This is a genomic window from Bacteroides neonati, assembly GCF_000499785.1.
Lineage (GTDB): Bacteria > Bacteroidota > Bacteroidia > Bacteroidales > Bacteroidaceae > Bacteroides > Bacteroides neonati.
Window position 1 is genome coordinate 685,083 of sequence record NZ_HG726020.1, and the last position, 12,066, is coordinate 697,148.

The following is a 12,066-nucleotide window of genomic DNA, read 5'->3' on the forward strand; positions in this document are numbered from 1 at the left end:
AATATAAACTATGGAGATACTGATTATAATCGCATTCATTATTGTAGCAGTGGTATTGCTATTGATTGAACTATTTGTGGTTCCCGGCATCAGTTGGGCAGGAATCTCAGCCCTTGCATGTATAGTTTACGCCAATATCTACGCATTCACACATTTGGGTGCCCTTGGAGGTTTTATCACGATGGCAGTATCGGCTATCACTTGCATTGGTTCGCTTGTGTTATTCATGCGCTCCAAAACATTGGAACGGCTGGCACTGAAAAAGGACATCACATCGAAGGTAAATAAACAGGCCGAAGAGAGCGTAAAGATTGGTGATAGAGGTTTAACGACCACACGCCTGGCATTGATTGGTTACGCCGATATTGAAGGTAAAATTGTAGAGGTGAAATCAATGGACGGCTTCCTCAGCGAGAAAACACCCATTGTGGTAAGTCGCATCGATGAAGGCACCATTCTTGTAGAGAAACAAAAATAATAATATTCACTTAAATCCAAAAGTAGATTATGAATTTCGACCCTATGTATCTGACTATCTTCCTGATAGCAGGAGGAGTTATCTTTCTAGCTCTGTTTTTTCATTATGTGCCGTTTTTCCTTTGGTTATCAGCCAAGGTATCAGGAGTCAACATCTCACTGATACAGCTTTTCTTGATGCGTATTCGTAACGTTCCTCCTTACATCATCGCTCCGGCCATGATCGAGGCACACAAAGCCGGTCTGCGCAATATTACACGCGATGAACTCGAAGCTCACTTTCTGGCAGGAGGACATGTAGAGAAGGTAGTACATGCATTGGTATCGGCTTCTAAAGCAAACATCGAACTATCCTTTCAAATGGCTACAGCTATCGACCTTGCCGGACGTGACGTATTTGAAGCTGTACAGATGTCGGTAAACCCGAAAGTAATTGATACTCCACCGGTAACGGCTGTGGCAAAAGATGGTATTCAATTAATAGCCAAAGCTCGTGTTACCGTTCGCGCCAGTATCAAGCAATTGGTGGGTGGTGCAGGCGAAGACACTATTTTAGCTCGTGTAGGCGAGGGTATTGTCTCTTCGATCGGTTCATCGATAAGCCATAAGTCGGTACTCGAAAATCCGGATTCAATCTCGAAGCTGGTGCTACGTAAAGGACTAGATGCCGGAACTGCCTTTGAAATATTATCTATCGATATCGCTGATATTGATATCGGCAAGAACATCGGCGCCGCGTTGCAGATTGATCAGGCTAATGCCGATAAGAATATTGCGCAGGCCAAAGCCGAAGAACGACGTGCTATGGCAGTAGCTTACGAACAAGAAATGAAAGCCAAGGCGCAAGAGGCTCGCGCCAATGTAATTCAGGCAGAAGCCGAAGTGCCCAAAGCGATGGCAGAAGCCTTCCGTAGCGGCAACTTGGGCATTATGGATTACTATAAAATGAAAAATATTCAGGCAGATACGTCTATGCGTGAAAATATCGCAAAGCCTTCTACCGGAATATCAACTAAACCACTTAGCGAATAAATGTATGAAAAAAAAGTTTCCTTCATCAGAGCTTATCATTAACGAAGATGGCTCTGTATTCCATTTGCACGTAAAGCCCGAGCAATTGGCAGACAAAGTAATATTAGTAGGCGACCCAGGACGGGTGGCATTGGTTGCTTCGCATTTCGAAACCAAAGAGTGCGAAATAGAAAGCCGTGAGTTTAAAACAGTTACCGGCACATATAAAGGCAAACGTATCACAGTTGTATCAACAGGTATCGGGTGTGATAACATCGATATTGTGGTAAATGAGCTTGATGCCCTAGCCAATATCGACTTTAATACACGCGAAGAAAAAACAACTCTTCGCTCACTTGAATTAGTGCGTATCGGTACATGTGGTGGTTTGCAAGTCAACACACCGGTTGGTACGTTTGTCTGCTCACAAAAGTCAATTGGCTTTGATGGGCTACTTAATTTCTATGCCGGACGCAACGCAGTCTGCGACTTGGCTTTTGAACGGGCATTTCTCAATCATATGGGATGGTCGGGCAATATGTGTGCACCGGCTCCTTATGTGATTGATGCCGACGAAGCCCTGATTAATCGCATTGCTCAAAACGACATGGTTCGCGGTGTAACCATTGCTGCCGGTGGCTTCTTTGGTCCGCAAGGACGTGAACTGCGCGTTCCTCTTGCCGATCCAAAACAAAATGACAAAATAGAGTCGTTCGAATATAACGGATATAAAATAACCAATTTCGAGATGGAGAGCTCAGCGCTCGCCGGATTGGGCAAGTTGATGGGCCATAAAGCGATGACTGTTTGTATGGTTATTGCTAACCGATTGATCAAAGAAGCCAATACCGGTTATAAAAACTCGATTGATACGCTTATTAAAACCGTACTCGACCGTATCTAATGAATACCTTCACCGCCATCGACTTTGAAACAGCTACAGGTGCTATGGAAAGCGCCTGTGCTGTAGGCATTGTTACGTTAACCAACGGAGTGATTACAGATGAGTATTATAGTCTCATTCAACCACCCGAGAATGAGTATTGGCGATCGAATATACTGATACATGGAATTACCCCGGCTATGACCGAATCATTGCCGGGATTTCATGCTATATATCCGGAAGTACGAAAACGGCTACAAGGACGTTTGGTAATTGCGCACAACGAACAATTCGATCGCAATGTACTGAAACGTACCATGAGTATGTACGGGCTTGATTACGAGGAATTACTCCTCCCCGATCGTTGGGAATGCACGTGTCGTATTTATCGTTCGCTTGGCTATAAGCCAGCCAATCTCAATGCTTGTTGCGAACGAGAAGGCATCGAGCTCAAGCATCACGAAGCTCTTTCGGATGCACGCGCATGTGCACTACTCTATCAAAATTTTCTTGATTATCATCGCCCGGTCAATACCCTATGGTAAAGCGTTCATAATGATGGGCAGGCTTTTCCAGCTCATTAATCATCGCCAAGGCGTAGTCTTCAACAGAAATATGGCTATTCCCAGTCACATCCGTAATCATATCGTCTTTTCCCAAACGATATCTACCACTGCGCACACCGTGAGATAAATCAGCAGCAGGCGAAAAGAAAACCCAGTCCACTTCTTTCTCTTTACGCAAAAAATTCAAATAAAATTCAGATAAGGCTTGCACTCCAGGCATAATAGCATCAGGTACTTCGCCCGAATCGACTAAACGAACACCCGGAGCTATAAACAAAGATCCGGCACCACCTACCATTAAGAATCGGTTAACACCTGCCTTCTTTATCCCATCGATGATGGTCAGATATCCTCCAAGTGTCTCTTCATAAATGTTTGGATTCGACCAACCCGGATTAAAAGCACTGATAACCGTATCAAATCCTTTGCAAACCTCGTAGACCTGATCCACTGATGAAACATCGGCTTTGACTACCTTCAAACGTTCATCAACTCTCTTTATTTTTTCGGGATGACGAACAACTGCCGTCACATAAAATTCTCGGTTTAGTGCCTCATTCAAAATAGCTGACCCAACAAAACCACTAGCTCCTATTAATACGACCTTTTTCATGCTGTAATCTTCTTTAAGCGTTTCTATAATTTCGATATCAATAGAAATAACACCTCATACGCAGAATTGTTGTTACCCTCAAATAGGCTTTATCCTAAGAATAACTTAGCCTTCATTTCTCTTTTTAAGCAGAGATTTTCTATCTTTGCCTTTCAAATCAAAACTGAGAAGATGAATCAAGACACCATTTGCGCCATAGCCACCGCCCAGGGTGGAGCCATCGGTACTATACGTATTTCAGGCTCCAAAGCCATTGAGATTGCTAACCGTATTTTTGTACCGGCTCGTTCAGGCAAACAACTGAGCGATCAAAAAGCCTACACCCTCACCTTTGGTCGCATTTACGACGGAGCAGAGATAGTAGACGAAGTGCTTGTTAGTCTATTTCGCTCACCTCACTCCTATACAGGTGAAGATAGTGTCGAAATAGCTTGTCATGGTTCCAGCTACATCCTCCAGCAGGTAATGCAATTGCTTATTCGCAATGGCTGTCGCATGGCACAACCGGGCGAGTATACCCAAAGAGCTTTTCTCAATGGAAAGATGGATCTTAGCCAAGCCGAAGCAGTAGCCGACCTGATTGCCTCTTCCTCAGCAGCAACTCATCGATTAGCCATGAGCCAAATGCGTGGTGGATTCAGTAAAAAACTGACGGATTTACGTACCAAACTGCTCAACTTCACCTCTATGATTGAGTTAGAACTTGACTTTAGCGAAGAGGATGTTGAGTTTGCCGACCGCGAGGCTCTCCGTCAGTTGGCCAATGGTATCGAAAACGTTATATCTCGCTTGGTACAATCGTTCAGCATAGGCAACGCCATCAAGAATGGTGTACCTGTTGCAATTATTGGCGAAACCAATGCCGGAAAATCAACTTTGCTCAATGTATTGCTTAATGAAGAGAAAGCCATTGTCAGTGATATCCATGGCACCACACGCGATGTTATTGAAGATACAGTCAATATTGGCGGTGTAACCTTCCGTTTTATTGATACTGCCGGCATTCGCGAAACCGATGATACCATTGAAACATTAGGTATCGAACGTACTTTCCAAAAATTGGATCAGGCCGAAATAGTAATTTGGATGCTCGATGCCGTTGATGGAACTTCGCAAATTTCCCAATTATCAGATAAAATTCTTCCGCGTTGCGAAGATAAACACCTTTTATTGGTATTCAATAAAGCCGATTTGGTAACACCAAGCGAACAAGTTCTCCCCTCACCGCTATTTCCCAATTTCCCGCATTTCCCCGAAGACCGTGTGAATGCCATCTTCATATCGGCCAAACAACGGCAACATACCGAAGACTTACAACAACTGTTGGTTAACGCAGCTCACCTGCCAACCGTTACTCAAAATGATGTGATTGTTACTAATGTCCGCCATTACGAAGCACTGACCCATGCCCTTCAGGCCATTCAACGTGTTCAAGAAGGTCTTGCAGTAAATATCTCTGGAGATTTCCTCTCTCAGGATATTCGGGAGTGTATTTTTCATATTTCTGATATTGCAGGAGAAGTTACAAATGACATGGTTCTACAGAATATATTTTTGCATTTTTGCATCGGCAAGTGAAGCCCAATTTTCACAATGAAAATAAGAACCAAAAATAAGACAAGAATAGGATAATAAACAGCTTTAGATACAGCATATTAGCATACATTACTATTCTTTCTTATTTTTCATTCAATTTCTTTTTCATATCCGATTTTTATCCTATTTTTGTCACTAGTTTGTCACTCTTGAATAATGAGAGACAAAAAACTGTCACCCAGAGACAAAAAAATCAGCGATATGAAAACAAATAAATCTAAAATTCAAAAGGAACCCGTTAAGCTCAGAGAAAAGGATCTTACTAATGGGAACAAAAGTCTTTACCTGGACATTTACAGAGATGGTAAAAGAGTGAGAGAGTTTCTAAAGCTCTATTTGATTAAAGCTACTACTCCAGTAGAGAAAGAGCAAAACAAACAAACATTAGCAACCGCCCAGGCTATTAAAGCCAAAAGACAGATTGAGATCCAAAACGGAGAATATGGTTTTGCCAGCCATTTTAAGTTAAACACACCTTTCCTGGAATACTATAGAAAGCTCTGTGAGGATAGACATGGTAATCCTGAAAGTAGAGGGAACTGGGGCAACTGGTATAGCTGTTTACAGCACCTACAAAGATACTGTGATGAAAAAACCACTTTCAAAGATATTACTCCTGATTGGATTGAGGGCTTTAAGGATTTCCTGGACAATGTAGAAAAAGATGCTTATAAAAGAAGAAATAATTCTTTGACAGAGGGTAAACCACTGTCTCAAAATTCAAAAGTTTCATATTTCAATAAGCTAAGAGCCTGTATAAACCAGGCGTTTGAGGATCGTATCATCCCCATCAATCCACTAAGAGGCATTGATGGGTTTAAACAAGATGAAACAGAACGAGTATATTTAACCACTGATGAAATTCAGAAATTAGGTCAAGCTGAATGCAGATACCCAGTTTTAAAGCGTGCTTTTCTTTTTAGCTGCCTTACAGGTCTTAGAAAAAGTGATATAGAAAAACTTACCTGGAAAGATGTGCAGAAGTTTGATAAATATACTCGTATCATATTCAAACAGAAAAAAACTGGAGGTCAGGAATATTTAGATATTAATTCCCAGGCAGATCACTTTTTAGGGGAAAGAGGGAATAATGAAGATCGTGTGTTTGCTGGATTCCACTATTCTGCCCAACTTTTATTAGAGCTAAAACGCTGGTGTATGGATGCTGGGATAACCAAAGCAGTCACATTCCACAGTGGTAGGCATACATTTGCTGTAATGATGATTACACAGGAAGTAGATATATACACAGTGTCAAAGTTGTTGGGACATAAAGAGATTTCCACTACTCAGATATATGCAAAGGTTATAGATAAGAAAAAACAGGAGGCTGTGGAAAAAATTCCAGAATTCAAATTTTAAGTTTATGAATTACTCAAATACAATATCTGCATTAAAAAAGGATCTGATTGAAATAAAAAGTAGATTGAATCATATAGATCTTAATCTGTTTTTGAATGATCCTGATTGCACCTTTGGAACAAAACCGTATTACAGTAGCATTTACTATCTTAATATAAAACCAGACGAGGCTCATAATTATATTGAAAGAATGCAGCGCATCTCTGAAAGTATAAAGCTCATCACTGATAAATTAGGGTTGGAATATTTACTTAGTGAAGTCTTTCAAATTAAAGAACTCGCAAAAATATCAGATGAAACATTTCATTATTCCTTTTTCTTTGATTTGTACTCTTTAGCTTGTAAAGTTGAGGTATATATTGAGAAACAAATTAAAATTCCAAATTTACAGCAAGAAGATCCTATTCTAAGTAAAGATCAATACAACCAATTAAAAGCAAATTTCATATCTGGCATGGATTATAGCACGCTTACTCATGTTATGAAATATAAACAGCTACCAATAGGAGAAACTAAAGGAGAATGGAAGAGTAAACCCGTAGAGGCTTACAGGTTTGCAAATCGTTTCAATATCAAATGTTCTGAATTTAATAAATGTTTCTGTTTCACAAAGGCTGATAGAAAATTAAGATATAACGATAAGCCAGGTGTAGATCAACCAGACACTGGAGCCATAGATAATGTTTTTTACAACAAAAAAGCGACCATGTAAACATCTTACTCTACAACCAATTACATCATAAAGCGACTTAAAAAGCGACCAAAAGCGACCTTTTTAAGTCGCTTTTTCCTTTGATTATCAGAACTTTACATTAGCTTCTTTACTTTACATTTGCACCATAAGAAACCCGACAGTGGGAACGGTGCACAGTTCCTAAAGTCACAACATTAAGACTTATGGATGAAAAAATTTTAGAGAAGCTTAATCAAATAGAAAGATACAGCCTTTTAGCAGCAAAGAATGTACTTTGCTTAGAAGATGTTGCAATGCTAACAGGATTGTCAAAATCATGGCTCTATAAAGCAACTTGCAATCATCTGATTCCTTTTTATAAGCCAAACGGAAAACAAATCTATTTTGATCGTACAGAGATTGAATCCTGGATGAAACAAAACAGGATTGCCACCGCTCAGGAAATAGATCAGCAAGCAACCACCTATGTAGTAACTGGGCGTATGCAGAAAGGAGGTGCAAAATGATCCTCACAGACTACTATATGTTAGAACGTCTCCCTGAGTTCCTTAAAAACCGCACCCCTCGTTTTGACTGCACAGCCTCAACAGGTGAATATCCTCCTTTTGAAGATCTTGCAAGCAAAAGCCGTGTAAAACTATTTTTCTGTTACTTCAACGGTTTGCCCAACTCATTCAGCGAAAATGCCAGAAATAAGGCAGAAAGATGTATTACCAACACCAAAAACATAAGCAGTGTTTTTATTCCAGTCCTTAATAAGCATTGGCTGGGATATGGAGATGTAAAGGGTACTCAGGATGCTTTACTCTTTGCCTTTTCATGGGACTACTCCAGGATGGAAATATTTGTAGCCAGAGGTCATAAGAATAACCAAAAAAGACTATTCAACCTCCTTTACGACAACGAACTGATGGAGGATATGGATAAGTTAAGAAACCGAGCTGTTAACCTGGTAAATTCTAAGTAATATGGACAATGAGCTGTTAGAGAAGTTTCAGGCTGTCCTGAATAAAAGAACAAATAGTAATGCTATAGAACGATTCAGAATTACCCAATTTGATGAACCGACTATATGTAATATGTTGATGCGGTGCTATCAGGCTAAGGTAGAAATGAGGAGAATTCACTTTGTAGCTGATGATAACACGAAACAAAACGTTTCCAAGGCTGCCAAATGGCTTACTGGTAATTATAAAGTAGGGCTTATCCTATATGGTGGTGTTGGCAATGGTAAAACAACACTTGCAAGATCAATTTGTGAACTCATCTCCATTCTCTTTAAAAAAGATGAATGGACTGGGAAAGGAGTAGTTAAGATTACTGCTTTAGAACTCTCAAAAATGATGCTGGATAGTCCTGATCGGTATAATAAAATAAAAGATTGTGAATTACTTTTCATTGATGATATTGGGATTGAACCCGCCAGTGTGAAAAGTTGGGGAAATGAATGCTCTCCAGTAACAGAACTTATATACTCCAGGTACGACAAACAACTATTCACATTAGCAACATCCAATCTTAATGATGCTGAGCTGAAAGATCGGTATGGAATAAGGATTTCAGATCGTTTCAATGAAATGTTTGAGAAAGTGTATTTCCCTGGTAAAAGCTATAGAAAATAATTCTGATATGGAGGGATGGATAAAAATACATAGAAGCATAACATCCCATTGGATCTGGAATGATCCCTTAAAACTAAAGTGGTGGTTGGATATACTTATCACAGTAAATCATACCCCCGCAAAAGTGAATATAGGGATGCAATTATATGAATGTGGGAGAGGTCAATCTATCATGAGTTTGAGTAATTGGGCTGATCGCTGGAAAGTATCCAAAGACAAAGCCAGAAACTTCTTAGTACTATTAGAAAAAGATGGCATGATTATACATGAATCACTTGGAAAAACTACACGGATAACAGTCTGTAATTATGATAGTTACCAGAGTGATTTACACGATAGCCAAACGATAATCCAACGATCAAACAACGATAGCCAAACGATAACTCACACAAACAAGAATGATAAGAATAACAAGAATGATAATAATGATAAGAATATACCTAAAAAGGCTGGTTTTAGGAATAATTCAAATTGTGATTTATCATTTGTTCAAGAGGATTTTTTAGAAGTCTTTCAGTGCTGGCTGGAGTATAAAAAAGAAAGAAGAGAATCCTATAAAACCGAGGCTTCATTGCAAGCCTGCTATAAGAAGATCCTAAAGTTATCTGGAGAAAACGTAGAGAAAGCACACAAGATTATTGAGAACTCAATGGCAAATAACTGGGCTGGTTTATTCGAGCTTAAAGATTCACCAGGTAGATCTAACAATTTTGAATCCACAAAAGACAATTTCTCAAACAACTCTGATGGATACGGGGATACATTGTAAAACAACAAAAATTAGAAAAATGGAAATAGAAGAAAGATTAAACGCTTTGGAGCAAAGATTTCAGGGCGTTGTGGCAGAAAAGGAAGCAAAGATTAAAGAGCTTGAAACCGAACTGTCAGGCTTGAAAGAAAAGCCAAATGAGCAACAGGATCCAGAGGATGTATATGCTGATGAATTAGTAAAAAAATACTCAGTCCCAGCAGGATCCAAAGTAGGCACAACATCAAACGGTCACAAAACGGCTGATTTTTGACAGTATTAACTCCTGTAGGGCTTAAAATTATTTTGTTGGATAAAACCCATGTAGAAAAGGATAAATGCCATACAGGGCAAATTATTAAGAAAAATGGAAGAAAGAATTTTAGTATATCGTGATAAGAAAGATGTAGAAGCTTATAAAAGCGACTATGAAAGAGCCAGAAATCACTCACAAAAGATCATTGATTTCCTCAAAAATCAAAATATTGAGATAAGCCTTAATCTTGTTCGGTCTCTAATAAAGCAAAATTTCCCTGTTGCTCCGCTGATTCAAAATAGAGATAAAGAAAAACTCCAGGGACTTCCAGAGGCTTTAAAAAAGGTAGTTGAATCCGATAACAATAAGGTAGTACAGGAATGCAATGAACTTATCCAGGCTGCTCAAAAATCCATGAGAGAAAACGATCAACATTATGTTGATTTTTCAAAATTAGATCTGGTTGATGGGATAGTTATCATAACCGATGAGGCTATTAAAGAGGCTGAGGATCTTGGATCTATTTATGTAGATACCGACAACAGAAAAAAGGTTTATGAAAAGGCTTTAGCTGCTAAAAAAGCCCTGGAGGAATTGGATCAGACAATCAAAGAGGTTTATTGTGATTCTGATCCTGTTCGTGGTATTGCTCCACGTAGAGGTCAAGGGGCACGGATCCTAAACGTTGACTATGATGGAGAGGTGGAACTTGATGGCTATTTCCTCAAATATATTCAGTAAAACAGATGGGGGCTTAGGCTCCCATCGTTGGAAAACGATATTAAAACGATATTAACGATGGAAAAGAATAAAAAAGGATTTCAGCCTGGGCACAATCTGGGAGTAACCTTTTCCTCTACCAGACAACCTAAAAACAGAGGCAGAAAACCAGCTTTGTACAAGCAACTCCTAAAGACTACAGATATACGTGTAGAGATTGAGCTAAGCAAAGAAGACTACTATAAGGTAATCCGCTATCTAATGGAACGTACACCAGGTGAACTAAAGAGAATAGCTAAAGATGAAAATATCCCTGTTTGGGTATCGAATATCATTAGTGCCATCTTTATGGATGTGAAAGCTGGTAGGATCAACACACTCAACACTGTTTTTGATCGCTTGTTTGGTAAACCGACTCAGGTTATTGAGGGTGAAATAGAGAGCACGGTTAATCATAATATTGAGGTGGATGTATCTATTCTTACTACTGAGGAGCTGCTACAGTACAATGTACTCCTGGAGAAAATTAGAGAAAACAGTAAATAACAATCTAAAAAACAATTTATATGGCAAATGAAATAAATGGAACCTTAATAGAGCGTTGTGCAAATTTCAACATTTTCCAAGCTGAATATAATGGCTATCCAATTGTCTATCGGGTGTGGAAAAATAGAAAGGTTGAATTTAAGGTTACCGAAGATCTTGTAAACGCTGGACTTGCAATAGTAGTAGAACCAGGAGTTTTAGAAAGTAATAAAGAGTATTGGATAGATCCAACCAGAAGAGGATAGTAATATGGCTATAACAAGAATAACATTAGATGCTAAAACGCCTGAGATTCTACTTGAATCCACGACTACTGGTGGTTTATATGGTGAAGATGGTACAGAATCATCTGACATAAAGATAAACGCCAGTGAGGGAGTTATGGAAGCAAGAAACAACAATGGTGTAGCGCAAGTTTCTGCCTCTGGAGTGTTTTGCAATAATGCTGGGACACAAGCAGTGGCAGCCTCAACAGGAATTGAGAGAAAGGCTGCTATTGTGGGGCTTGGATATGGAACGGTCAATAAATATGATTGGGAGAATGAAAACTTTATAGCTGGTGTATATGGCTATTCAAGCAACAGCGGTACAGCTCCAGCTTATGGCGGTTTTTTCCAGGATATATTAATCTCTGGATTGATCCTAAAAAGTATATCTGTATCTGATAGCTCAGGAACAGTCTATTTGTCTAAATCTGACAGTTTCATTCTGGGGCTAACAAATAGCGGGGTTACAAAAACTCTTTACCTCCCTAATGATGGTATAATCGGCAGAACAATCCTGGCAAAACAAATAGGTCAAGGAACAATCAGGTTCTATCCCCGATCAGGTCAATATATCCATGATGATAGCACTCAAAACGATTATTATGATATTCCTGAGGGATGGTTAGGAATATTCATGTTTACTCGGTTCAATCTAAATGGATCAACAAGAGATGTGTGGACAGTTAGCATGTGTAAATTCAGATAA

17 protein-coding genes are annotated in these 12,066 nt (G+C 39.4%); 16 read left to right on the forward strand and 1 reads right to left on the reverse strand.

Annotated features, from left to right (window positions below; genetic code table 11):
- Positions 1-10 precede the first annotated feature (10 nt).
- The 4 genes from TY03_RS05860 to TY03_RS05875 are packed head-to-tail and all read left to right on the forward strand — an operon-like array spanning position 11 to position 2,916.
- A complete protein-coding gene (locus tag TY03_RS05860) occupies positions 11-478 on the forward strand; it encodes an NfeD family protein (protein WP_042368197.1) in 468 nt (155 codons plus the stop codon).
- Between the two features lie 29 nt (positions 479-507).
- Entirely contained in the window at positions 508-1,509 is a 1,002-nt protein-coding gene (gene floA, locus TY03_RS05865) for a flotillin-like protein FloA (protein WP_042368198.1), read from the forward strand.
- A 4-nt stretch (positions 1,510-1,513) separates the two neighbouring features.
- The gene (locus TY03_RS05870) at positions 1,514-2,392 is read left to right on the forward strand and encodes a nucleoside phosphorylase (RefSeq protein ID WP_042368199.1); all 879 of its coding nucleotides are present in this window, start codon (positions 1,514-1,516) and stop codon (positions 2,390-2,392) included.
- Positions 2,392-2,916, forward strand: coding sequence for a 3'-5' exonuclease (locus TY03_RS05875; protein ID WP_042368200.1), 525 nt, complete (start codon positions 2,392-2,394; stop codon positions 2,914-2,916). The genes TY03_RS05870 and TY03_RS05875 overlap by 1 nt, the downstream gene beginning before the upstream one ends.
- On the opposite strand, the gene TY03_RS05880 is transcribed toward TY03_RS05875, so the two are convergent.
- Positions 2,900-3,550 carry an NAD(P)-dependent oxidoreductase gene (locus TY03_RS05880; protein ID WP_042368201.1) on the reverse strand — a complete coding sequence of 217 codons (651 nt, stop codon included), beginning with the start codon at positions 3,548-3,550 and terminating at the stop codon, positions 2,900-2,902. The two genes, TY03_RS05875 and TY03_RS05880, sit on opposite strands and share 17 nt — an antisense overlap.
- 171 nt (positions 3,551-3,721) lie before the next feature.
- Here TY03_RS05880 and mnmE point away from each other — a divergent pair, with 171 nt between their 5' ends.
- The 12 genes from mnmE to TY03_RS05940 all read left to right on the forward strand — a co-directional run bounded on the left by mnmE (position 3,722) and on the right by TY03_RS05940 (position 12,066).
- A complete protein-coding gene (gene mnmE, locus TY03_RS05885; protein ID WP_042368203.1) occupies positions 3,722-5,128 on the forward strand; it encodes a tRNA uridine-5-carboxymethylaminomethyl(34) synthesis GTPase MnmE in 1,407 nt (468 codons plus the stop codon).
- A gap of 219 nt (positions 5,129-5,347) precedes the next feature.
- Entirely contained in the window at positions 5,348-6,508 is a 1,161-nt protein-coding gene (locus TY03_RS05890) for a site-specific integrase (RefSeq protein WP_042369203.1), read from the forward strand.
- A 4-nt stretch (positions 6,509-6,512) separates the two neighbouring features.
- Positions 6,513-7,220, forward strand: a complete 708-nt coding sequence (locus tag TY03_RS05895) for a hypothetical protein (RefSeq protein WP_042368205.1) — start codon at positions 6,513-6,515, stop codon at positions 7,218-7,220.
- Between the two features lie 185 nt (positions 7,221-7,405).
- Positions 7,406-7,708: a helix-turn-helix domain-containing protein gene (locus TY03_RS05900; protein ID WP_042368207.1), complete on the forward strand. Its 303-nt coding sequence runs from the start codon at positions 7,406-7,408 to the stop codon at positions 7,706-7,708.
- The gene (locus tag TY03_RS05905) at positions 7,705-8,169 is read left to right on the forward strand and encodes a hypothetical protein (RefSeq protein ID WP_042368210.1); all 465 of its coding nucleotides are present in this window, start codon (positions 7,705-7,707) and stop codon (positions 8,167-8,169) included. Before TY03_RS05900 ends, TY03_RS05905 begins: the two co-directional genes overlap by 4 nt.
- A 1-nt stretch (position 8,170) precedes the next feature.
- Entirely contained in the window at positions 8,171-8,824 is a 654-nt protein-coding gene (locus tag TY03_RS05910; RefSeq protein ID WP_230201913.1) for a P-loop NTPase family protein, read from the forward strand.
- Between the two features lie 7 nt (positions 8,825-8,831).
- Positions 8,832-9,593, forward strand: coding sequence for a hypothetical protein (locus tag TY03_RS21410; protein ID WP_052332403.1), 762 nt, complete (start codon positions 8,832-8,834; stop codon positions 9,591-9,593).
- Positions 9,594-9,612: 19 nt separating this feature from the next.
- Entirely contained in the window at positions 9,613-9,846 is a 234-nt protein-coding gene (locus TY03_RS05920; RefSeq protein WP_148335589.1) for a hypothetical protein, read from the forward strand.
- 93 nt (positions 9,847-9,939) lie between these two features.
- Positions 9,940-10,569 carry a hypothetical protein gene (locus tag TY03_RS05925; protein ID WP_042368214.1) on the forward strand — a complete coding sequence of 210 codons (630 nt, stop codon included), beginning with the start codon at positions 9,940-9,942 and terminating at the stop codon, positions 10,567-10,569.
- Positions 10,570-10,626: 57 nt separating this feature from the next.
- A complete protein-coding gene (locus TY03_RS05930; protein ID WP_042368215.1) occupies positions 10,627-11,094 on the forward strand; it encodes a hypothetical protein in 468 nt (155 codons plus the stop codon).
- Positions 11,095-11,114: 20 nt separating this feature from the next.
- Positions 11,115-11,339 carry a hypothetical protein gene (locus TY03_RS05935; RefSeq protein WP_042368218.1) on the forward strand — a complete coding sequence of 75 codons (225 nt, stop codon included), beginning with the start codon at positions 11,115-11,117 and terminating at the stop codon, positions 11,337-11,339.
- A 4-nt stretch (positions 11,340-11,343) separates the two neighbouring features.
- Entirely contained in the window at positions 11,344-12,066 is a 723-nt protein-coding gene (locus tag TY03_RS05940; protein WP_042368220.1) for a hypothetical protein, read from the forward strand.